Below are 21,865 nucleotides of genomic sequence, written 5' to 3' on the forward strand. Positions count from 1 at the left end.
AAATAATAAAAATCCTGGATCATTTGAATCAGTTGCACCCCTTGTCCTCCAAGGAAAAAAGAAGCACCTTTGAATCCCGAATGCTAAAGCTCTCCAACTTCATGATGGGGGTTGCATGCATTTTCTTCATTCTTCTTTTATTATTGGCCACCATGGCTTGGTTACTTCCAGAGATCAAGTCCCGAGTCGCGGTTCAAACAACGGCAGGTATTCTGTACATACTCTGTATGGCGCCGGTGTTTTCGGGTCTGCTGCTCCAAATGCTATCGGGTTTGCCATTAATAATTTCGTTCAAAAAAGAATTCGAGGCAATGCTACTATTGGATGCCAAGAACGATTTGAAGCACGTCGAATCCTTGAAAGCCCATCCCCAGGAAATCCTAGTGCTGGCTCAGCAATGGAAAGGCATTCAAATCGAACGGATCAAAGCCAGACTGTCCCTGTTCTTCGGCTCTCCCGATAAAGCGGTGCTTTTTGCGGTCCTCGGGTTGGCATCCACAGTTTGGAAAGAGTTGACCCTTGCCAATCTTGAAAGCAAGCTCACCGATTTTGATCATTGGATCGCCTTCCCCATAGCCTGCGGCTTGGCCGCACTGGTGGGTATCGTCTTGGGCGGGATGGTGATGCGCAATTACCTGACCACCTTGACTTACCACCACGACCTGCTGGCCATGGCGATCGCTTCCCTAAAAACCCGAGGAAGCACCATCACGGACGCCAACAGATGCTTGCCGGTTATCGTCCCGTGACTCCGCGGCCTGCCCATGTGTGAATGTCAACGACCGTAGGGCGATCCACGCGGCTGCGCTACAACGCGCCTAACCTGCCCACCGACATCACCGACATCACCGACGCTCTGGGCCACGTTTGGAAGAACGCCTACGACGCCCTGGGCAACCGAATCGCCAGCGTGCTGCCCAGCGGCAAGAACGTGCAATGGCTGTACTACGGCTCCGGGCGCCTGCACCAGATCCGGGTGGATGGCCACACGATCAGCGACATGGAGCGCGACGCGCTGCACCAGGAGATATCGCGCACACAAGGGGCGTTGACCAGCCGCTACGGCCTCGATCCCATGGGCCGGCTGGTGGCGCACAAAGTGAGCCGGGAAGCCGCCCTGAAAACGCTGCCCGGCGCGGCCACGGAAGCGTCGCTGCGGGACCGGGACCCACCATCCGCCATGTCCGGCCCACCGGGCCTGTCCGACCTGCTGGCCCGCCTGCCGCACCTTCCTTCCGGCCATCGCATCGCGCGGCACTACCAGTACGACCGGGGCGGCAACCTCACGGCCACGCAGGACAGCCTGCGGGGGGCCAGCGAATACCGTTACGACGCGCTGGGCCGCATCCTGTCGGCGCACAAGGGCACGCGAAGCACGGCGCAGGGCACGCAGCAGGGGGAAGAGCGCGAGCAATTCACGTTCGACCCGGCCGGCAACCTGCTCAACCCGAACCGGGGCGGCGAGCAAAGCGCCGGCGGCGTGAGCCACGAGCGGGAAAAAGTGCCCACCAACCGCCTCACCGTGTACCAGGACCTGCGGTTCACCTACGACCTGCATGGCAACGTCGTGCAGCGGTTGGTGGGCTGGCACACGGTGCAAAACTTCCGCTACAGCGCGGAGCACCAGATCGTGGAGGCCGCCGTCACGCGCTACCGGGAGCGTCCCGCGCTGCAATCGGTGCCTGCTGCCGGCCATGGCCAAACCGAGCCTGCTGCCACCGTGCAGACCACGCGCTACCGATACGACGCGCTGGGCCGGCGCATCGACAAGACAGACGCCTTCGGCAAGACCCGGTTCGTCTATGACGGCGACCTGCTTGCCGGGGAGATGCGGGGCAGCAAAGTCAGCGAATACCTGTACGAGCCGGACAGCTTCGTGCCGCTGGCCAAGCTGGAGTCAGAGGCGAAGCAGGCTACAGCGCAAGAAGTACTATGGCATATTGCTACAAAAGATGTAGCAAATGAGAAAGCCGAAGACAAAGACTTCGCCATCTACTACTACCAGTGCGACCAGATCGGAGCGCCGCAGGAGTTGACGGACGAGGCGGGGCGGATCGTGTGGGCGGCCAGCTACAAGGTGTGGGGGGAGGCGCAGGCGCTGCAGATGCTTCGCACGGGCACCGATGGGGAGGCGGCGGTCTTCACGGCCAATGAAAGACCGCTGGCGCTGGCGACCCAGGGACAAACGCAGGCGCTGAATCTGGTGGAGCAACCGCTCCGGTTCCAGGGGCAGTACTTCGATGGGGAAACGGGGCTGCATTCCAACCGCTTCCGGTATTACGATCCGGTGACGGGGCGGTTTGTGCATCAGGACCCGATTGGGTTGTTCGGGGGGACTAATTTTTTTGCTTACGCTCCAAATGCCAGCGGATGGTTCGACCCTTTCGGACTCGCGAAACGTAGTGGGCCTGGTATCAGAGAAAAGCTCTATCCATCGCGGGTTAGAAAAGGGACTAGAAAAGAGTTGGAGGAAAAGCAAAAAGGCTCAGATGGAAATATTGCTTGTGCAATATGTAGTTGTCAGCTAGGTCCTGGTAATGCTTCTGTTCAGCACTCTCCTCCTTTGGTCGAAACTCATAATGCTTTAGGATTTAATACGGACCAAGCAGGCAGAAATGATTTATGTAACTCGACTGCTGACAGTTTGGCGTGTCTGCCGTTTCAAAAGGCGGTACGAATGAGTCATGCGCAACAATATAGAACGGATACGGGGCCTAAATCCAAGCCACGAAAATCAAGGCGTAAAGATGGATGTTAATTTTGGTATGGAATGGTTTTCTCGAGATGAAAAATTTTCCTTCGACGTAAGGCGAAGCATAATTTTAGGACACTATATGCATGAATGGGGAATGCCCGAGCATAGAGTCATAACTGTAAAGGCATCAAGAAAAATCCATGTGGAAATTTATTATTTTCCGGCGGGGAAGAATTCCAAGGTATCGAGATTCGCAACTGTAGGTTTATCGATGGCACGCCGCCCATCTGGTGCCCTTGTGTCCGCTGAATGGATGCTTGCTCTTACATCAGATCTGGGGGGAGAGTCTTCCGATAGAGTTTTTAGCTATGTGGTTGATTTGATTGCCCATCATATAGAAAATGCAGCAAGCTCAACTCCCCCAATTGTCATGGCAGAAAGTGAAATAGCGCCAGCTAAGTGGAGCTCGAAAGCGTTGCTGATCGATGAGTTGCGCGGTGAAAGTGAGTCGCTGGAAGGCATTGCGGTGGGTTCCGAATCAGTGCCTGTTCTGTGGGTCATTCCGATCAATAGCCGAGAAGTTGATATTATTAATCGCGAAGGCGTTGAGAAATTTGATGAAATTATTGAGAAATCCATTTATTCCATTGTTGATCCTCAGAGAATTTGATCGATTATTAATTGTTGTATTCCATGGAGACCTTTAACACTACTGAGCAGTTGGAGGTTTGCAAAATTATGAAGGGGACGCCCGCAGCAACCTGGCAATATGAACCACGCGGCCTGTCCGTTGCCATCGAGGATGCACACGGCAAAACCCGGCATCTGCAATGGGACGCCGCAGGCCAGTTGGTGACGAATACCGCTACGACGCGCTGGGGCGGCGCATCGACAAGACGGACGCCTTCGGCAAGACGCGGTTCGTGTATGACGGCCATCTGCTGGCGGGGAGATGCGGGGCAGTCAGGTCAGCGAGTATCTGTACGAACCTGAGAAAAGGAGTTTTTAATCTATGGTCGCCGGCGGTGAATCGAATTATTTATTGAGTGAGTGCTGCAATGGAAGGTGCTATCGATAATGAACAAGCTGCGATGTGTGAAAAGTACAATTGCAGCCCGTTGGCATTCAAACCGGCCTTGCATGTCGGGGTCCATCTTGCTTCTTTGAACCAGCAACCGATCTATGGCGTTCGAATTCGGCCAACGATTGATGCATCAGGATGGTATTTCTGGGGAGGCGAATATTCTGATGATGATGACTTCTTTCAGCCCGTGCATGGTTCTCATGTCTTGGATAGACTGCCAGAATTGGGTAAATATCTTGCCTTACCCCCTGGGTATAAATTCATTGTGGACGATGAAGGCTACGAGGATGTCTGGTATGACCCGTCTGTATTTGTGCGCGCTGGCCAGGAGCCGTAAGGTCGGCATGTTGGAAGGCGTTTGAATGGCGGCTGGACACCACTTTCCAGAAATAGAGTCCTTGGCAGCATGGGTGGCGCAAGATCTGAAGCGACAGGAATCTATTTGCGAAGAAATTCTGGAAAGGCTCCCTGATCGTTTTCAGCTGGCCGAGCCTTTTCATTCCATCGAGCCTCGAACGCAATCGAAAGTGGATATTCCGTGTTTCTATGACGAGGAATACGAAACCCCCTTGAGCCTGGTCTTTGGCGGAGTTTTTGACTATGGCATGAGTGATGCACATAAAAAAGCAATTCAGGCTATTTGCTCTCCAGATGAATGGCAGATGCTGAAATCGTTGGTCGAAGGTCGAGCATCACCAGAGGAAAAAGCCATACGTCCATTTTTGATGAGTCGATTCCCGCTCTTTGAATGGGTGGCAGAAGAAAATATCGATTTGTCTGACGATTTGGAACGGCCTGATTTTTCGACGGAAGAGGGACCTTACCCCATCTATTTGTCAACCAGCGAGGCGGAAAAATTCTTGAGCAAAAGCGGCTACCGATTGCCGTGGGATCATGAATGGGAATATGTGGCAAAAGAGCTGCGGTCGAATGTTTTCATTTGTGGAGATCAATTGCCCCGGGGCGATCTTTCAAAAAATGTCTGCCTGACGTCTTTCGGGAGTGCTTCGAAGAATAAGAAAGCCTCCAATTTTTTTGGAATCGCAGGGCTCGGTTTGGCAGCGATGACCAAGGTGGAGGGCCGAAATGGCGTGATGGTGAGGGGCGGTGCTTCCGGTTTCTATCCATTCCAAGGCCCGGCGCAATGGGCGATGCTTTCTACGGAGCTGCAAATCCCCCTGCAAAATATGCCCGATTCTTTGGCGGGCATCAGGCTGTGCGCGGATATTCCGAATTAAGTTGGAAAACTGCAGTTTGCCGGGGCGAGCGGATGCTGGGCCCTTTCGGATTTCGGATAGCGTGCAAATGGTTCGCCTTTGCCCATGTCAAACATGAAGGCTTGGATAGGGTATTCCCTTTGCTTTGAGGAATCGAAATGGGAAACGCATGCTGCACGCCTTCGGCATCTGGCAGTGGCCGGATCAGCCGCCAGAACTCTTCCGCCGAATCGGTCCGGTCTTCGACTGAGGAGCCGCGGCGCAGCAGCACCCATGCCAATGCAGCCCAATTGCCTATCAGTCCCAGGCGCAGCGGTAGCAGCAGCCGTGAGGAAAACGGGCCTTTCAACCGCTTGCCTGGCGATTTGCAGCACCACATCGGCACCTTGCTGCCCAGGACGGGGCGTTCTGCGCTTCGGCAGGCTTCGCAAAGCCTCCATCAGGCGTTGCCTCGTGGCGAACGCGATGTCATGCATTCCATCGAGGGGGTTCATGCCTTGCTGGGTATCAATCCAGGCACGCCAAACGACGAAGTTTCATTGGCCATTGGCCGCGCTATCCACGCCGCACAAAACCATCCGGGATGGACCGACCGGGGCAGGCTGCTGGTGGCTGCGCGGCACGCGGTTCAACCCCTCGAAAACCATCCTGACCGTGCGGAGTTGTTGCTGCAGATCGAGTCTGCGATCCAGAACAGCGGATTGAGCGCAGATCAATGGAGGCGCACCGATGCCGTCTTTGCCCAAATGGTCAACGCCAGGGCCAACGCGTAAGCAGACGGGTTTCACTGGCCTGCGCAGAGCGATGCACATCGCTCCCTACGCTCGGGTCGGTGCTGCGCGGCCGCCTCACTCCCCTTGCGACCCCCGGTGCGCCCAGCCCGTGGTGTGCTTTTCCAGCACGCTGAACAGCTCGTACATCACCATCGCCATGGCGCCCACCACCATCAGGCCGGCGAAGGCCAGGCCCATCTGCATGGAAGAGCCGGCCGAGATCAGCAGGTAGCCGATGCCCTCGTTGGCGGCGGTCATCTCCGAGACGGTGGTGCCCACGAAGGCGAGGGTGATCGCCACCTTGAGCGAGCCGTAGAAGTACGGCATGGAGCGCGGCAGGCCGACCTTGGTGAGCACGTCCCAGCGTTTGGCGCCCAGCACGCGCAGCACGTCTTCCAGCTCGGGCTCCAGCGTGGCCAGGCCCGTGGCGATGTTGACCATGATCGGAAAGAAGCTGATGAGGAAGGCCGTGAGGATGGCCGGTCCCACGCCGATGCCGAACCACACGACGAGGATGGGCACGAAGGCGGCCTTGGGCAGGGCGTTGAAGGCGGTCATCAGCGGATAGACGGCGGCATACGCCAGCCGCGACGATCCGATGACGAAGCCCAGCAGCACCCCGACCACGATGGCGATGCCGAAGCCGGCCATGGTGACCCAGAAGGTGCGCCAGGCGTGGCCCGCGATGATCCACTTGAACTCGACGAACTGCGTCCAGATCGCCCAGGGGCTGGGGAAGATGAACTCCGACACCCCCAGGCCTGAGCAGATCACCTGCCACAGCACCAGCACCGAGAACAGCAAAACCCAGGGCGACCAGCGCTCCACCCGTTTCTTGTGCAGCGCGTTCATTGCGTGATCTCCCCGCCGGTCTTTCGCAGGGCGCCGATGTGGCCGCGCAGCTCCAGCACGATGTCGGTGAATTCCTTGGTGTAGGTCAGTTCCAGCTCGCGCGGGCGCGGCAGTTCGATGTCGCGGCGCACGATGAAGCGGCCCGGGCTCTTGCTCATCACGTACACGGTGTCGGCGAGGAAGACGCTCTCGCGCAGGTCGTGCGTGACGAGGATGACGTTGAACTGCTGCTCGGCCTGCAGGTCGCGCAGGATGCACCACAGCTCCTCGCGCGTGAAGGCGTCGAGCGCGCCGAAGGGCTCGTCCAGCAGCAGCATCTTGGGCTCGTGGATGAGGGCGCGGCAGATGCTGGCACGCTGCTGCATGCCGCCCGACAGCTGCCAGGGGAACTTGTCTTCATAGCCGGCCAGGCCCACCTTCTGCAGCAGGGCGCGCGCGCGGGCCTCGTATTCCTTGCGGCGGGCCTTGAACTGGCTGCGGTGCGGCTCGACGATCTCCAGCGGCAGCAGCACGTTGGCGACGGTGGTGCGCCAGGGCAGCAGCGAGGGCGCCTGGAAGGCCATGCCCGAGATCTTGAGCGGGCCGGTCACGGGCTGGCCGTCGATGCGGATCTTGCCCATCGACGGCATGCGCAGCCCGGTGGCCAGCTTCATGAAGGTGGACTTGCCGCAGCCCGAGGGGCCCACGATGGCGATGAACTCGCCGCGGCGCACCTGCAGGTCGATGGCTTCGACGGCAAAGTGGTTGGCGCGCAGCAACTCTTCGTTGTAGGCGAGCCAGACATCGCGAAAATCCACGAAATAGGAGTCGTCGGCCTGCATGGGATGAAAGAGGGTTTTGAGTGAAAAGGGCCGCCAGCGCAATCAACACTACGGCATATTGCTATTGAATTTGTAGCAATTGCCGGATGGGGCCTGGCGGGCTCTGGACGGCGGACGGACCGGGGGCGGGCTCCCCGCCATGGGCCGGCCGCCCGTGCCGTCACTTCCTGGGCAGGATGTTCAGCTCGGCCGCCGGCGGCAGGAAGCTGCCGTTCCACACCGTCTCGGCGTTCACGCGGGACTTGGTGGCGAAGGCGTCGGACACCTGCGAGGCCATCAGCGCCAGGCGCTGCGGCTTCGCCTGGCCGAAGCCTTCGGCCCGCGCATCGGCGCTGTTGACCACGGTGTCGATGGCCAGTTGCAGGCGGCGGGTTTCCAGGGCCACGTTCACGATGCCGTCGCGCTCCTTCACGGAGGCGATGGCGGCCGCCGGGTTGGCCATGACCTCTTTCGCGCCCCGGGTGAAGGCCTTGAGGAAGGCGCGGACCGCCTCGGGGTTCTCCTTGACCAGCTTGGGGCTGGCGATGATCACGTTGCCGTACAGCTTCACGCCGAAGTCGGCATAGGGCAGCACCACCACGTCGCTGGCCTTGGCGCCGCGCGCCTCCAGGTTCAGCAGCGAGGTGAAGGTGAAGCCGGTGATGGCGTCCACGTCGCCGCGCACCAGCATGGTCTCGCGCAGCGGCGGGTCCATGGCGGTCCACTGCACGTTGCCGATGCCGTTGGCCTTGGCGAAGATGGGGAAGGCGCGGCGGCCGGCGTCGAACACCGGGGCGCCCAGCTTCTTGCCGGCCAGGTCGGCGGGCTTGGCGATGCCGCTCTTCTTGAGCGCCATGACCGAGGCCGGCGTGTTGTTGTAGACCATCATCACGGCCACGGGCTTGTTCTGCGCGTCGGGGTTGTTGGCGTGGAATTCCATCACCGCGGCCAGGTCGGCGAAACCCATGTCGTAGGTGCCCGAGGCCACGCGCTGCACGGCGCCGCCGGAGCCGTTGCCCGCGTCCACCGTCACGTTCAGCCCGGCTTCCTTGAAGTAGCCCTTGGCGGTGGGCAGCAGGAAGAACGCGGCCGGCCCTTCGAAGCGCCAGTCCAGCTGGAACTTGATGGGCGTCGGGGTCTGGGCCTGCGCCACGGTGAATGCGCTGGCGGCGGCAAAGGCGGCAGCGGCTTTCAAAAGGGAACGTTTGTGCATGGAGGCTCCGGTCGTGGGGAGGGAGGCGCAAAGAGCGTGAATGCGTGCGGCTTCACGGGCGGTATGCCAGAGCGTCAGCAAAAACGATGCCTGCTTTGTATACGGTTCTGGCGGGCTCGAAGCCATTGTTCCCCAGCTTGGTGCGCCTGGAAGCGGGGATTTTCCCGGCTCGGTGCGCACGGCATGACGCGCCAATTGCCTAGCCGCTTATGCGTTTTCCGTCTATCGAAATGCGGGTTTTCCTCGGTTGGAGGGTTCGTTTTCCGGACGGGGGCTTCGGATCGCCCCGAAAAGGCCGGCGCGCCCGGGAACACGATGGCTCCCGATGTCATTCTTCTCCAAACTCTCGAACCGCCTCGGTATTGCCCGTTTCAGCGTCGAAACGCCCACGAGCCAGAAGCAAAAGACCCCTTCGATCCCCAGCACCGCGGTGCGGCCGCTGGACGGCCCCAAGCGCCGGCATGCCGGCGCGGGGGCGACCCTGCCGCCGCGTGCCGCTGTGCCATCGGCCCTGGCGGCCTCGGCCGCAGCGGCCAACGTCGGCGCTCCGTCGAGCACCGGGGGCGCCGCAAGCAATCAGCCCAGCCATGTCCTGATCGACCTCATGGGGCAGGCGTCACCCGACTGTGCCGTGCTGACGAAGGAATTGTTCACACGGTCACCGGTCTTGTTTGCGGCGGCGGATCTCGCCATCGAACTGCGCGACCTGGATTTGTCGCGCATGCCCCCGATTCCCGGGCTGCCGGGTGCGCCCACCGTGTTGCTGGCCCAGGCGCTGGCTGCGGCGACCGGTGGCGATGCCCGCCTCGCCAGGGCCGCGCTCGAAGAGCTGCAAGGGCTCGATCCGCAGCAGGACATCGTCACGGCCTGGCGGCAGCGGGCCGGCGGGCCCGAGGACGACGCTTCGGTGGACGGCGAATCGGTCTATCACACGCCCAGGACTTCGGCGTACTACACGCCCGATGGCTCGGTGGAGGGCGACCAGGACCGGTCGCCGCCGGCCTCGCCGCGGCGCTCCATGGAGGGCGGGCCGAGCGACGCTTCGGTGGCGGCACGGCGGGCGGCCTGGCAGGTGGCCGCGGCCCTGGCCGGCACGCCCACCGGCATGGACGTGCTGCAGGCCGTCGTGGCCCGCCCCGTGGATGCGGCGCATCGCGAGGACTTCGCCCTGCTGCTCAAGGCGGCGACCGGCATGCCGGCCAGGCACGCGGAGCGGGGCGACCCGGCTGCGATCCTTGCCAGCTCGGCGGCCCTCGGTACGCTGACTGGCGAGGCCGTCGCCTGCACTGCCGCACGCATGGCAGGCGAGGTGGATGCGGCCCGGTTACACCAGGGCTCCATGACCTCCGCGCGCAATGACCTGTTCGAGAGGGGGCCGGGAACAGAATTCGCGGCTTTGAATGCGCGCCTGATGAAGACCGGGCGCTGGATCGAGCGCGCCACGCCGGAGCGCGGGCGCCTGCTGCGCAACCCGATCTTCGGCAAGTCGCCTTTCCGGGCCTTGCGGCACGGCACGCAGAACGTGGAGCGCGGCCCGGCCATCGCGCGCCACCGGGCGGCACGCGAAGCGGCACTGCGCGAAGCGGCGGTTGCCTTGAAGGAGCAACTGATCGCCATGGCGCCGTTCACCCGTTCGCCCGGGTCCGGGCAGGTCTCGGACGGCCTGCTGCGGGCGGCCGTGCTGGCGCATTGCCTGGAGACGCCCGCGCCTCGTCCGCTGGAGCGGGCCGGCTTCGATGCGGACGCCTGCGCCGACATCGCCGACCGCCTGGCGAACCTGCTGACCCCCGCCCCCGCGCCGGGCCTGCAGCGGCAACTGGCGCAGATGCCGCAGTTGAAGGCCCTGACCGACCTGCGCCTGGATGCGAAGCTCATGGGCGAATGGCTGGCGGCTGCCCGCACGGCGGAGGGCGGGCCTGCATTGCCGGGGGCGCGAGAAGCGGGGAGGGGCAAGGGGTGCAAGGGGCGCAGGAAGTGCCCTGGGTGCAGACCGTCTCCGCCGCGCTGGCCCGGGCCGAGGAAGAGGCCGTCGGCCGCGACACCCGGGTGCCGGTGGTCACGCGCGAGACCGTGCGTTCGGCCCTGAAAGACATCATCGCCAACATCGAGGGCTCGTCGCGGCTGCGGCTGAGCAGCGGCGGGCTCGTTGGGGTGGGGCTGCGGCAGATCACGTCGTCGATCAGCGCGGTGGCGAGCGCCTTCTTCCTGCGCGGGCGGGTGGATGGGCGGGCGCAGCGCGGCCGGCAAGCCATTTTCGAGATCGCCATGCCGCCCTATGACATGGAGCTGGTGCTGGGGTCGCAACGCCAGGTGTCCAAGCAGATCGGGCTGGGCGCCTTCGTCGGGCCGGACATCGGCGTGGCCAAGGCGGGGGTCAATGTCGATACGCTGCTCTACGGCAAGGAGGAGGCCGAGATCCAGGGCATCTCCCTGCGCCTGCCGCGCATCGGCCGGCCGGTGGCGGAACTGCGGGCCGAATTCTCCGCGCTGGTGGACGCTCTGATCGACGGTAGCGAGGGCGGGCCGCAGGCGGATGACCCCACCCCGCTGCTGCAGCGTTTGATGCAGGACTTTCCCGGGCTGACGATCAATCGCATCGGCCATGCCGGCGACGGGCGGCGCCGGCATGGCGCGGGGGTGGACCTGATGGGATCGATCGGTCAGTTGGGGGTCAAGGCCAGCGCCGGTGTCGGCGGCTTCGTCGAAGCCCAGCGCAATGTGACCAAGCACTACGCCGATGCCACCGGGCGCATGCGCGTGGAGCGGTCGATCCATGGCCATGCCGCGCGGGTCGGTGCGGGGGTGAAGGTGTCGGTCGGGCCGTCCACCAGTGTGGCGTCCAGCACCTCGTTTTCCGGCGGGGTCGACATGTCGCTCGCGACGGCGCAGTTCGGCGTGAGCGCGGAACACATTCTGTCCGGCGTGTTCGACCGGCGGGAAGCGGTGTACGAAGACGGCCGCCTGCATCCCCTGTCGTTCGTCGAGACGGAATACCAGACGGTCGATGCCTTCATGCAGGCGGTGCAGCCTCACTTGGGTGAATGGGTGGACGCGGGCGCCAACCCCGAACGTTTGCAGGGCCTGCTGGACGACATTCGCGACCACGCGGCACCCACCCACAGCTACGCGGCGCGCTACATCGTGACGGCCGAGGCCCGGGCCCAGGACGATGCCTACCGCTCAGCGATGCAGCTGTGCGCGCAGCACCCGAGCGGCCTGCCGCAGGTCGTCTCCGCGCTGGCGGGAACGATCGAATCGAAATGGAAGGACCCCGCATCGGTGCAGCCCTATTCGCTGCGCTCGTACGAGCGCAAATCGGTGCAGCAGACCCAGGGCGTCGATGTGGTGGTGCAACTGGCGAGCCTGGAGGCAGCGGAGGCATCGCACATCGACAACCGCCTGGATGTGCCGGCGCAAAGGCCGCGCCGGGCTTGAACCCGCGGAGCGTTGACTCACCCCGCACCACCGCCCACTCTTTCCGACGCTAGAGCCTGCGCGGGGCGGGAGGCGCCAAGCCGGCGCCCCCGGTTTCCGGATCAGCGCGCCTTGGCCGCTGCCGCGTTCGCCGCCGCCAGGGCCGTCATGTTGACCACGCGGCGCACGGTGGACGAGGGGGTCAGCACGTGGGCCGAAGCCGCCGCACCCAGCAGGATCGGGCCGATGGTCGTGCCGTGGCTGCCGGTGGTCTTGAGCACGTTGAACAAGATGTTCGCCGCGTCGAGGTTGGGGCAGATCAGCACGTTGGCCGAGCCCGACAGCGTGCTGTCCAGCAGCGCGTTGTGGCGCACTTTCTCCGACAGGGCGGAGTCGCCATGCAGCTCGCCGTCGCATTCGATGTGGGGCGCGGCCTTCACGAACAGGTCGCGTGCCGCGCGCATCTTGAGGGCCGAGGGGCGCGTGGACGAGCCGTAGTTGGAGTGCGACAGGAACGCCACCTTGGGCGGCAGTCCGAAGCGCTGCACTTCCTCGGCCGCCATCAGTGCGATCGCCGCCAGTTGCTCGGCATCGGGTGCTTCGTTGATGTACGTGTCGGCGATGAACAGCGTGTGCTGGTCCAGCGTGAGCGCGTTCACCGTGGCGAAGCCCGGCGCGCCGTCTTTCAGGCCGATCACCTGGCGCACATGCTCCAGGTGGTGGTCGAAGCGGCCCACCAGGCCGCACAGCAGCGCATCGGCGTCGCCCAGGTGCACCATGAGCGCGCCGATCAGCGTGTTGGAGCGGCGCACCGCGGCCTTGGCGGCCTCGGGCGTGATGCCGTCGCGGCCCATGAGCTGGTGGTAGGCCTCCCAGTACTGGCGAAAGCGCGGATCGTCCTCGGGGTTGCAGATCTCCACGTCCTTGCCCGGCTGCAGGCGCAGGCCGGCCTTGGCGATGCGCGTGGCGATCACGGCGGGGCGGCCGATCAGGATCGGGCGCGCCAGGCCTTCATCGACCGCCACCTGCGCCGCGCGCAGCACGCGGTCGTCCTCGCCCTCGGCATAGGCCACGCGCTGAGGTGCGGCCTTGGCGGCGGTGAAGACCGGGCGCATGAACATGCTGGTCTGATAGACGAAGCGGGTGAGGCTTTCGCGGTAGGCCGCGTAGTCCTGGATGGGCCGCGTGGCCACGCCCGAGGCCTCGGCCGCCTTGGCCACGGCCGGGGCGATGCGCAGGATCAGGCGCACGTCGAACGGCGTGGGAATGAGGTAGTCGGGGCCGAACGACAGCTCCTGTCCCGCATAGGCGGCGGCCACCTCGTCGCTCATCTCGGCCTTGGCGAGGTCGGCGATCTCTCGCACGCAGGCCAGCTTCATCTCCTGCGTGATCTTGGTCGCGCCGCAGTCGAGCGCGCCGCGGAAGATGTACGGAAAGCACAGCACGTTGTTGACCTGGTTCGGGTAGTCCGAACGGCCCGTGGCGATGATGCAATCCGGGCGCACGGCCTTGGCCAGCTCGGGGCGGATCTCGGGCTCGGGGTTGGCCAGCGCCAGGATGATCGGTTGGTCGGCCATGGTCTTGACCATTTCGGCCGTCAACACGCCGGGGGCCGAGCAGCCCAGGAACACGTCGGCGCCGTTGACCACGTCGGCCAGGGTGCGGGCCTCGGTCTTTTGCGCGTAGCGGACCTTGGATTCGTCGAGGTTGGTGCGGCCGTCGTGGATCACGCCCTTGGAATCGACCACGAAGATGTGTTCGCGCTTGACCCCCAGGCCCACCATCACGTCCAGGCAGGCGATGGCCGCGGCGCCTGCGCCCGACACCGCCACCTTGACCGCGCCGATCTCCTTGCCCACCAGCTCCAGGCCGTTGAGCAGCGCGGCGCTGGAGATGATGGCCGTGCCATGCTGGTCATCGTGGAACACCGGAATGTTCAGGCGCTTGGAGAGTTCGCGCTCGATGTAGAAGCACTCGGGCGCCTTGATGTCTTCCAGGTTGATGCCGCCCAGCGTGGGTTCCAGCGACGCGATGATCTCCACCAGCTTGTCGGGATCGCGCTCGGCCAGCTCGATGTCGAACACGTCCACGCCTGCGAACTTCTTGAACAGGCAGCCCTTGCCCTCCATCACCGGCTTGCTGGCCAGCGGGCCGATGTCCCCCAGGCCCAGCACGGCCGTGCCGTTGGTGATCACGCCCACCAGGTTGCCGCGCGCCGTGTAGTCGAACGCCAGCGACGGATCGGCCTCGATGTCCAGGCACGGATAGGCCACGCCCGGCGAATAGGCCAGCGACAGGTCGCGCTGGTTGGACAGCGGCTTGGTCGGCGTGACCGAAATCTTGCCGCGGCTGGGGTTGCGGTGGTATTCGAGCGCGGCTTCGCGCAGGGCCTGCTCGGCAGCGGACAGTGTGTGTTGTGTCATGGATGGAGATCCTAGGGAGAAATGCGCAGGGAGCTTACTCCAAGCGGGGCGCGGAAATCCCACCGGCCAATGCGGATTGCGCATGGCGTGCAACGGGTTCGCAGAGGCCCGCGCGATGACTTTGGCGGGCTGCGGTCACCGAGGGCGCGGGGCCTGGAGGCGGGCCCCATCGGCCAACGGGGCCCGCCTTCATGCTGCGATGGCGCCGCGATCGCACGGGCATCGTGCGGGCATCACGCCGCCATCACGCCGATATTGCACGGCTTCAGAAGCTTTCCCACTCCTCCTGGCTGACTTTCGGGGGGAGTGCGCGTGGCGAGACCCGTGCCGGGGCGGGCCGTGCCGCCGGTTTGGCGTGGGCGATGGAGCGGGCCGGCTGGCTGCGCTGCAAGGGCGCCCCGCGCGGGCGCAGGAGCGGGGCAGTTGCCGTGGCCGCAGCCGGCGGTGCCGACGGCAGGGGCGCGGCGTCGTCGAGCTTGAAGACGCCCACGGCGGTGACCAGCTGCTTGACCTGCTGGTTGAGGCTGTCGGCCGCCGCTGCGGACTCTTCCACCAGGGCCGCGTTCTGTTGCGTGACCTGGTCGAGCTGCATCACGGCCTCGTTGATCTGGGTGATGCCCAAGGTCTGCTCCTGGGTCGCCGACGTGATCTCCTGGATCAGGTGGCTGACGCGCTGGACCTGCCCGACGATGTCCTCCATGGAGGTGCCCGCCGCATTGACGAGCTGGCTTCCGTTGGCTACCTTGTCCACGCTGTCGTTGATGAGCGTCTTGATCTCCTTGGCGGCTTCGGCGCTCTTTTGGGCGAGGCTGCGGACCTCGCTGGCCACCACCGCGAAACCGCGGCCTTGCTCGCCTGCCCGGGCCGCTTCGACGGCGGCATTCAGGGCCAGGATGTTAGTCTGGAACGCGATGCCGTCGATGACGCCGATGATGTCGGCGATCCGCTGCGACGAGGTGTTGATCTCCCCCATCATCGACACGACCTGCCCGACCACTTCGCCGCCCTTCTGTGCGGCCTGGCTGGCGGACTGGGCCAGTTGCGCGGCCTGCTTGGCGGTGTCCGCGCTGCTCATCACCGTGCTGGTCAGCTCCTCCATGGAGGCGGCGGTCTCCTCCAGGTTGCTGGCCTGCTCTTCGGTGCGCTGCGACAGGTCGGCGTTGCCGGTGGCGATCTGGGTCGCGCCCACGGCGATGTTGCCGCTGCTGGAGCGGACCGTGCCGACCACATCCCGCAGCGAGGTTTGCATGGTCTGCATGGCATGCACGACGCTCCCCGGCCTGGCATGGGATGCATCGATCGGGAAGGTCAGGTCTCCCTGTGCGATGGCGCCGGCCACCAAGGCGACATCTGCCGGCTCGCCACCCAGTTGGCGGGTGAGCCCCCGCGTGAGCAGGACGCCGATAAGAATGCCCAGGACCACGCCGCCGACCGTGAGGCTGACGAGGATGAGGCGCACCTGGAGGTAGATTTCCGTCGTCTTGTCATTCAGGGCCTTGGCATTGCTGCGCTTGCGCTCGACGATCTGCCCCAGCAGGTCGTCGGCTTTGTCGGCGAGCAGCCTGACTTCGTTGACTCTGACCACCGAGGCGCGCGTGTTCGACAGCTCTTCCGTCTGCAGCAGCGCGAGGACGGATTGAATGCCATCGTCGTAGGCCTTGGCGACTTTCTGGCTCTCGGCCACCAGGGCCTTGCCCTGCTCCGTCATGGAGAAGTTGTCGGTCTTGTTCAGTGATTCGTGCATCGCCTTCAGGCGGGCCTGCACCGATGCCGTATGGATGCGCCGCTCCTCCTGCGTCGAGGCGAGCAAGGCATTGCGAATCGCCCGGCCTGCAGCGATGAGCTGGATATTGGCGTCCGCCGCATGGGACAGGCCGATCACCTCGCGCTCATACATCAGATCGGCCAGATCATTGATTTCGCTGGAGCGCAGAACGCCCACCGTACCGATCAACGCGCCAATCGCCGCGACTGCCAGAAAGCCAGCGATCAGCTTGGTGCCAACCTTCATTCGTTTAAACCATTCCATTTTCGGGTCCGTTTGGATTGTCAAAAACCAGCGGTGGCGCTGGCGACGCATTGGATTTCCGCAGGAATGGCCCATGCCTCGTGGGCACTGGGTGGAGGCGCTGATTCACGAAACGCGTGCGTTGATGCGTCTCATGGGAGCAAGGTGGAGAGCCGTTTTTGTCTTTTCTAGTTGTTCAAGCCGATGGCAAAGCCTTGCAGGAAACATCGCTTCACCATGCCCATCCCTGTGTAACCAATAGTTTCAAATCCTAGCAGAAATGAAACCGAATGGTGTCATTTATGGCGATGCATGTCAGCATGGAACAACAAAGGGAAGTGGTTGAAACCCTAGGCAGCCGCTCCCAGGGTGCGGGAACGGCGCAGCGGCTTCGGCCGCGGTGGCTGGCGGCGGGCTTTCAGGCGGTGCGGCAGCCTGCCAGGAACACCGACACGGCCCTGTCCATGAAATGCGCCTGTTCCTCGGGCGATCCCGGATGCATCGCCAAAGACGCGAGGTTATGCGCGGGCGACGAGATCAAGGTGCAAAACACCTTGGTCTTGGTGGGCAGGTCATCCACTACCAGGGCTTCGCTGGCGAACAGGGCGGCCAAAAGCCGTCCCAGGAGCGCCAGGTACTGCTCGATCAACCCGTGGACCAGCGGGGCCAGCTCCGGGTGGAGCGCGATGCCGTGGATGGCGAACCGGAGCCAGTTCTGCATGCCCGGGTGCAGCAGCGTGGCATTCATTTCCATGCCGATCCGCACCAGCTTTTCCTGCAGGGAGAGGCCGGGCGAGAACTGGAAATCCAGCTGCAATGCCGGCAGTGCGGCGGTCGCCAGCACTTCGCGCAGCAGGTTTTCCTTCGACTCGAATCGGGTGTAGATGGTGCGTTTCGTCACGCCTGCCGCGGTGGCGATGGCTTCCATGCTGATGCCCGCGTAGCCTTGCTCCAGCAGCAGCGCGGATGCCACATCGACAATGATCTGGCGCAGATCCTGCGCGCGCTGCGCGCTGGGACGTCCGCGGGGAGAGCGGCCACCTGAGTTCGCACGACCTTCAGTTGGGGGCATGGTGGCTGGTCGTGTGTCTGTCGCTGTGGGGCACGAATGCTACCCCCGCGCTGCCCGCGCCACCTGGGGGATTGCCTCTAAACGGAACCGAAGGCGAGACGGGGGCGTAGCCGATGCCTCTGCGCCGTGCGGATCAGCGGCGCGTGCTGTCCCGTGCGGCCAGTGGCGCCAGCGAGTCCCGCAGCCGGTCGTGGGTGCGCGGCGCCAGCGAATCGAGCGCCTGCTCCACATGGCCGATGTGCTCCAGCATGCGCTCGCGCGCCAGCGCCGTGTCGCCGCGCTCGATCGCCTCGACGATGGCGGCGTGCTCGGCGCACGACTGGCTGGCTCCGTGGCGCGATTGGTAGAGCGAGGCGGCCAGCGTGGTGCGTGCAGTGAGATCGCGCAGGATGCCGCTCAGGCTGCGGTGGCCCAGCGCCTCGGCCAGGCACACATGGAAGTCGGCCAGCAGGAACGCCCGCGTGGCGGCGTCCGCACCCTCGATGGCTTTTTGTTCATCGGCGATGTGCGCGCGCAGGCGCTGTACCACTGCCTGCAGCGGCCGGCCGGCTTCGGCCAGGATGCCGGCCTCCACGATGCGGCGTGCCGAGAAGGCATCGCGCGCGTCTTCCACCGAAGGCTCCACCACGTACCAGCCGCGGCGCGGCCGCACCTCGACGAAGCCGCGGGCCTGCAACTGCATGAGCGCCTCGCGCACCAGGGTGCGGCTCACGCCGAACAGGGTGGCCAGGGCCTGCTCGCCCAGGCGCTCGCCGGGCGCTAGCTTTTGCGCCAGGATCGATTCCACCACCTGCTGGGCGATCTGGGTCTGGCTGCTGCAGGCACCGTTCATGGAGGGCCGGGTGGGGCGGTGCCGGCTGCCGTCAGCGCGGCAGTGCGAGCGGGGCCGGGCCGCCGTGGCCCGTGCTGTGCTTGTCCAGCGTGAAGCCAGCCACGGTGCGGGACAGGTTGTGCGCCTGGTCGTTCAGCACGGCCGATGCCGCAGTGGATTCCTCGACCAGCGCGGCGTTCTGCTGCGTGGCGCGGTCCATTTCGGCGACGGCCTGGTTGATCTGGCCGATGCCGGCGCTCTGCTCGGTCATCGAGCCGTTGATCTCGCCGATGATTTGCGTCACGCGGCGGATGCTGTCCACGATCTCGCCCATGGTCTCGCCCGCCGCGCGCACGCGCTGGGTGCCGGTCGTCACGCTCACGCCCGAGGCGTCGATGAGCGTCTTGATCTCCTTGGCCGCCGTGGCGCTGCGGTGCGCCAGGCTGCGCACTTCGCTCGCCACCACGGCGAAGCCCCGGCCGTTCTCGCCGGCGCGGGCGGCTTCCACGGCGGCGTTCAGGGCCAGGATGTTGGTCTGGAATGCGATGGAGTCGATCACGCCGATGATCTCGCCGATCTTGGCCGAGGCCTTGGAGATCTCGTCCATGGTGCTGACCGCGCTGGCCACCACTTCGCCGCCCTTGCTGGCCGATGCGCTGGCCGAGGTGGCCAGGCGCGTGGCCTGCGCCGCCGCTTCGGCGGACTGCTTGACGGTGACGGTGAGCTGCGACAGCGAGGCCGAGGTTTCCTGCAGGTTGCTGGCCGAGGTCTCGGTGCGGTTGGACAGGTCGTGGTTGCCGGCCTTGATTTCGTCGGTGGCCGTCTTCATCGATTCGACGCCGTGGCGCACGTCCTGCAGCACGGTGCTGATCTTGTCCACGAAGGCATTGAACGACGAGGCGATCTGCGCCACTTCGTCGCTGCCGGAGACGGGCAGGCGGTGCGTCAGGTCGCCGCTGCCGGAGCCGATCTCGTCCATGGCGTCGCGCACTTGCGACAGGCGGCGGAACGACTTGGCGGTGAACATGGCGCCCACGGCCGCGGCCAGCAGGGCCAGCAGCACGATGGCCACGGCCAGCGTCTGCAACACGCTGCGCAGGCCGGTGGTGGCCTCGGCCTTGTCCAGCGCCACGATCAGCGACCAGTCGGTGCCCTGCACCGGGCGGGCCTTGAGCAGCTTGGCGCTGCCGTTGAGTTCCACCTCCATCGGCCGCGTCGCGCTCGCGAGCGAGGCCATGGCGGCGGGGGTGAGCAGGGGCGAGAGTTCGGTCACCGGCTTGAGGCTGAGCTTGGCGTCCGCGTGCGCCAGGATCTGGCCGTCGCTGTTCACCACGAAGCCCAGGCTGTTCGGTGTGGGGTGGATGGCAGCGACCACCTCGCGCACGCCCTCCAGCGGCACGGCGCCGTTGACCACGCCCTGCAGCGCGCCGCCGCGCAGCAGCGGCGCGACGAAGGCCACATACGGCACGCCCGTGGTGGAGTCGCCATACGGCTTGGTGACCGCCAGCTTGCCGGCCTGCACCGCCGCCTTGTACCATGGGCGGGCCGTCGGGTCATAGCCGGCGGGGGTCTGCGTGGTGGACTTGAAGGTCTTGTCCTCCCAGCCCACGGTCGTGATCGGAAAGCCGTTGGCCTTGCCCATCAGGGCCACGAAGCCCTGCGGGTCGCCCTGTTCCACGACCGCCGCGGTGGCATTCACCGCAGCCGCCTTGGCGGACACCCACTGGTCGATGGCCATCGTGTTGCCCGCCGTGATGGCGTTCAGGTCCTGCTCGATGGTCTCGAACGTGTTGGTGCGGGTGATGGAGTAGGTGGCGGCACCGGTGACCGCCAGGGCACAGACCACGGTGGCGGTGCTGATGACGAGGATCTTGGAGCGCAGAGACTGGATCATGGCGGCCTCGGAAAAAGAAGTCCTGCATTACACCGTAATTGCGTTACCGGTGCTTACAGCATCCTGGAATGTGCGTGGAAGCCGCACTACACGTCCGTGGGCGCATCCAGCGCCTTGCCATCCAGCACGGCATGTGCTCGGTTGCGGTCGATGTCGCCTTCCCACGAGGCGATGGCCACGGTGGCCACGCAGTTGCCGATCAGGTTGCCCACCGCGCGGGCGATGCCCATGAACCAGTCCACCGACAGCACCAGCACCAGGCCGATCGCGGGAATGGCCGGAATCGCATGCAGCGTGGCCGCCAGCACCACGATGGCCGAGCCCGGCACGCCGTGCGCGCCCTTGGAAGTCACCAGCGAGATCGCCAGGATGGTCAGCAGGTCCGCCATGGAAATCGGCGTGTTCGTGGCCTGGGCGATGAACACCGCCGCCAGGGTGATGTAGATCGAGAACGCGTCCAGGTTGAACGAATAGCCCGTGGGAATCACCAGGCCCACGGTCGAGTCGCGGATGCCCAGGTGCTTGAGCTTGGCCATGACCTGCGGCAGCACGCTGTCCGACGAGGTGGTGGCGAACACCACCGCCAGCTCCTCGCGCAGGTAGCGCAGCAGCTTGAACAGGCTGAAACCCGAGAACCGCATGATCAGCCCCAGCACCACCGTCACGAAGACGAACACCGCCGCATAGAACAGTGCCACCAGCAGGCCCAGTTGCTTGAGCGAGCCGATGCCGTACTTGCCCACCGTGAACGCGATGGCCCCCAGCACGCCCAGGGGCGCGAGCTGGATGATCAGCCCCATCGCCTTGAACAGCACAGCCGAAAAATCGTCGATGAGCGAGACCACCCGCGCACCGCGCTCGCCCACCAGCGACAGCGCGCAGCCGAACACGATGGAAAACAGCAGCACCTGCAGTACGTCGCCGGTGGAAAACGCGCTGATCGCCGTGTTGGGAATCAGCTTGAGCAAGAAGTCGCTGAACCCGCCGCCCGCCAGCTTGTTGGCGTTGTCGGCATAGGCGCCCATGGCCGAGGCGTCCAGCGCCCGCGGGTCCACGTTCATTCCCACTCCCGGCTCGAACACGAAGGCCAGCACCAGCCCCAGCAGTAGCGCGATGCTGGTGACCACCTCGAAATAGATCAGCGACTTGATCCCCACGCGGCCCACCCGCTTCAGATCCCCCGTGCCCGCGATGCCATGCACCACCACGCAGAACACGATGAGCGGGATCAGCATCTTGATGAGCTTGATGAAGCCATCGCCCAGGGGCTTGAGCTGCACCGCCCACTGGGGCCACAGCAGCCCGACGATGACGCCGGCGATCAGGGCCAGGACCACCCGGCCGAACAGGGAGCGGAAGAAGCGTTGCATGGAATCTCCGAAAGTCGTCACGTTGGTTCACCAATCTTGCATACAAGAAATGTAGACATTCAGTGCGGTGGCCGGTTCGGGGGTTATCCCGTGTGTGGCGTGGCGGCACGGCGGTGGTGCGGCGGCTCGATCAGGGGCACCAGATGGTTTGCGATTGGTAACTATTAATCAATGGTTGGGCGGCCATTCACCTTGCAACCGCTTCTATCATCCGCGCCTGTCGAATGAAGACAGGAATA

At 64.3% G+C, this 21,865-nt stretch carries 16 protein-coding genes and 1 pseudogene; 8 read left to right on the forward strand and 9 right to left on the reverse strand.

Translation table 11 applies throughout. The features are described from left to right. The first annotated feature begins 41 nt into the window (after window positions 1-41). The 6 genes and pseudogenes from M5C98_RS05370 to M5C98_RS05395 all read left to right on the forward strand — a co-directional run bounded on the left by M5C98_RS05370 (window position 42) and on the right by M5C98_RS05395 (window position 5,769). Entirely contained in the window at window positions 42-749 is a 708-nt protein-coding gene (locus M5C98_RS05370) for a hypothetical protein (protein ID WP_272551439.1), read from the forward strand. A gap of 1,247 nt (window positions 750-1,996) precedes the next feature. Further along, window positions 1,997-2,398, forward strand: a pseudogene (locus M5C98_RS24765) (RHS repeat-associated core domain-containing protein); the annotation flags it as partial. A gap of 349 nt (window positions 2,399-2,747) precedes the next feature. Continuing rightward, window positions 2,748-3,365 (forward strand): suppressor of fused domain protein, encoded by a 618-nt coding sequence (locus M5C98_RS05380; RefSeq protein WP_272551441.1) that lies wholly within the window; start codon window positions 2,748-2,750, stop codon window positions 3,363-3,365. Window positions 3,366-3,753: 388 nt separating this feature from the next. Beyond that, window positions 3,754-4,116 carry an immunity protein Imm33 domain-containing protein gene (locus M5C98_RS05385; protein ID WP_272551442.1) on the forward strand — a complete coding sequence of 121 codons (363 nt, stop codon included), beginning with the start codon at window positions 3,754-3,756 and terminating at the stop codon, window positions 4,114-4,116. Window positions 4,117-4,141: 25 nt separating this feature from the next. Then, entirely contained in the window at window positions 4,142-5,017 is an 876-nt protein-coding gene (locus M5C98_RS05390; protein ID WP_272551443.1) for a hypothetical protein, read from the forward strand. A 137-nt stretch (window positions 5,018-5,154) separates the two neighbouring features. Next, entirely contained in the window at window positions 5,155-5,769 is a 615-nt protein-coding gene (locus M5C98_RS05395) for a hypothetical protein (protein WP_272551444.1), read from the forward strand. A gap of 75 nt (window positions 5,770-5,844) precedes the next feature. On the opposite strand, the gene M5C98_RS05400 is transcribed toward M5C98_RS05395, so the two are convergent. The 3 genes from M5C98_RS05400 to M5C98_RS05410 form a co-directional block, all read right to left on the reverse strand. Continuing rightward, window positions 5,845-6,621: an ABC transporter permease gene (locus M5C98_RS05400; RefSeq protein ID WP_175537751.1), complete on the reverse strand. Its 777-nt coding sequence runs from the start codon at window positions 6,619-6,621 to the stop codon at window positions 5,845-5,847. Continuing rightward, window positions 6,618-7,442 carry an ABC transporter ATP-binding protein gene (locus M5C98_RS05405; RefSeq protein ID WP_272551445.1) on the reverse strand — a complete coding sequence of 275 codons (825 nt, stop codon included), beginning with the start codon at window positions 7,440-7,442 and terminating at the stop codon, window positions 6,618-6,620. Before M5C98_RS05405 ends, M5C98_RS05400 begins: the two co-directional genes overlap by 4 nt. Before the next feature lie 160 nt (window positions 7,443-7,602). After that, window positions 7,603-8,634 (reverse strand): ABC transporter substrate-binding protein, encoded by a 1,032-nt coding sequence (locus M5C98_RS05410; RefSeq protein WP_272551446.1) that lies wholly within the window; start codon window positions 8,632-8,634, stop codon window positions 7,603-7,605. 325 nt (window positions 8,635-8,959) lie between these two features. On the opposite strand from M5C98_RS05410, the gene M5C98_RS05415 reads away from it, so the two are divergent. Together M5C98_RS05415 and M5C98_RS05420 are read left to right on the forward strand one after the other, a co-directional pair. Continuing rightward, window positions 8,960-10,720: a hypothetical protein gene (locus M5C98_RS05415; protein ID WP_272551447.1), complete on the forward strand. Its 1,761-nt coding sequence runs from the start codon at window positions 8,960-8,962 to the stop codon at window positions 10,718-10,720. Next, entirely contained in the window at window positions 10,618-12,069 is a 1,452-nt protein-coding gene (locus M5C98_RS05420) for a hypothetical protein (protein ID WP_272551449.1), read from the forward strand. Before M5C98_RS05415 ends, M5C98_RS05420 begins: the two co-directional genes overlap by 103 nt. A gap of 101 nt (window positions 12,070-12,170) precedes the next feature. Here M5C98_RS05420 and M5C98_RS05425 read toward each other — a convergent pair whose 3' ends face one another. The 6 genes from M5C98_RS05425 to M5C98_RS05450 form a co-directional block, all read right to left on the reverse strand. Further along, window positions 12,171-14,471: an NADP-dependent malic enzyme gene (locus M5C98_RS05425; RefSeq protein ID WP_272551450.1), complete on the reverse strand. Its 2,301-nt coding sequence runs from the start codon at window positions 14,469-14,471 to the stop codon at window positions 12,171-12,173. 265 nt (window positions 14,472-14,736) lie between these two features. Further along, a complete protein-coding gene (locus tag M5C98_RS05430; protein ID WP_272551451.1) occupies window positions 14,737-16,482 on the reverse strand; it encodes a methyl-accepting chemotaxis protein in 1,746 nt (581 codons plus the stop codon). A gap of 415 nt (window positions 16,483-16,897) precedes the next feature. Next, the gene (locus M5C98_RS05435; protein WP_272551453.1) at window positions 16,898-17,551 is read right to left on the reverse strand and encodes a TetR/AcrR family transcriptional regulator; all 654 of its coding nucleotides are present in this window, start codon (window positions 17,549-17,551) and stop codon (window positions 16,898-16,900) included. A gap of 133 nt (window positions 17,552-17,684) precedes the next feature. Then, window positions 17,685-18,383 (reverse strand): GntR family transcriptional regulator, encoded by a 699-nt coding sequence (locus M5C98_RS05440; protein ID WP_272551454.1) that lies wholly within the window; start codon window positions 18,381-18,383, stop codon window positions 17,685-17,687. A 31-nt stretch (window positions 18,384-18,414) separates the two neighbouring features. Continuing rightward, complete coding sequence (locus M5C98_RS05445; RefSeq protein WP_272551455.1) at window positions 18,415-20,256, reverse strand: methyl-accepting chemotaxis protein; 1,842 nt, start codon at window positions 20,254-20,256, stop codon at window positions 18,415-18,417. 86 nt (window positions 20,257-20,342) lie between these two features. Beyond that, on the reverse strand, window positions 20,343-21,626 hold the full coding sequence (locus tag M5C98_RS05450; RefSeq protein ID WP_272551456.1) for a C4-dicarboxylate transporter DctA: 1,284 nt from the start codon (window positions 21,624-21,626) through the stop codon (window positions 20,343-20,345). Between the last annotated feature and the right edge of the window lie 239 nt (window positions 21,627-21,865).

It is taken from the genome of Acidovorax sp. NCPPB 3576 (assembly GCF_028473605.1).
In the GTDB taxonomy this organism is placed as follows: Bacteria; Pseudomonadota; Gammaproteobacteria; order Burkholderiales; family Burkholderiaceae_C; genus Paracidovorax.

Bases quoted from the DNA above. Each gene is read 5' to 3' on its own strand.
- M5C98_RS05380 (WP_272551441.1), top strand. From the start codon at position 2,748: ATGGATGTTAATTTTGGTATGGAATGGTTTTCTCGAGATGAAAAATTT.
- M5C98_RS05385 (WP_272551442.1), top strand. From the start codon at position 3,754: ATGGAAGGTGCTATCGATAATGAACAAGCTGCGATGTGTGAAAAGTAC.
- M5C98_RS05390 (WP_272551443.1), top strand. From the start codon at position 4,142: ATGGCGGCTGGACACCACTTTCCAGAAATAGAGTCCTTGGCAGCATGG.
- M5C98_RS05395 (WP_272551444.1), top strand. From the start codon at position 5,155: ATGGGAAACGCATGCTGCACGCCTTCGGCATCTGGCAGTGGCCGGATC.
- M5C98_RS05400 (WP_175537751.1), bottom strand. From the start codon at position 6,621: ATGAACGCGCTGCACAAGAAACGGGTGGAGCGCTGGTCGCCCTGGGTT.
- M5C98_RS05405 (WP_272551445.1), bottom strand. From the start codon at position 7,442: ATGCAGGCCGACGACTCCTATTTCGTGGATTTTCGCGATGTCTGGCTC.
- M5C98_RS05410 (WP_272551446.1), bottom strand. From the start codon at position 8,634: ATGCACAAACGTTCCCTTTTGAAAGCCGCTGCCGCCTTTGCCGCCGCC.
- M5C98_RS05415 (WP_272551447.1), top strand. From the start codon at position 8,960: ATGTCATTCTTCTCCAAACTCTCGAACCGCCTCGGTATTGCCCGTTTC.
- M5C98_RS05425 (WP_272551450.1), bottom strand. From the start codon at position 14,471: ATGACACAACACACACTGTCCGCTGCCGAGCAGGCCCTGCGCGAAGCC.
- M5C98_RS05430 (WP_272551451.1), bottom strand. From the start codon at position 16,482: ATGAAGGTTGGCACCAAGCTGATCGCTGGCTTTCTGGCAGTCGCGGCG.
- M5C98_RS05435 (WP_272551453.1), bottom strand. From the start codon at position 17,551: ATGCCCCCAACTGAAGGTCGTGCGAACTCAGGTGGCCGCTCTCCCCGC.
- M5C98_RS05440 (WP_272551454.1), bottom strand. From the start codon at position 18,383: ATGAACGGTGCCTGCAGCAGCCAGACCCAGATCGCCCAGCAGGTGGTG.
- M5C98_RS05445 (WP_272551455.1), bottom strand. From the start codon at position 20,256: ATGATCCAGTCTCTGCGCTCCAAGATCCTCGTCATCAGCACCGCCACC.
- M5C98_RS05450 (WP_272551456.1), bottom strand. From the start codon at position 21,626: ATGCAACGCTTCTTCCGCTCCCTGTTCGGCCGGGTGGTCCTGGCCCTG.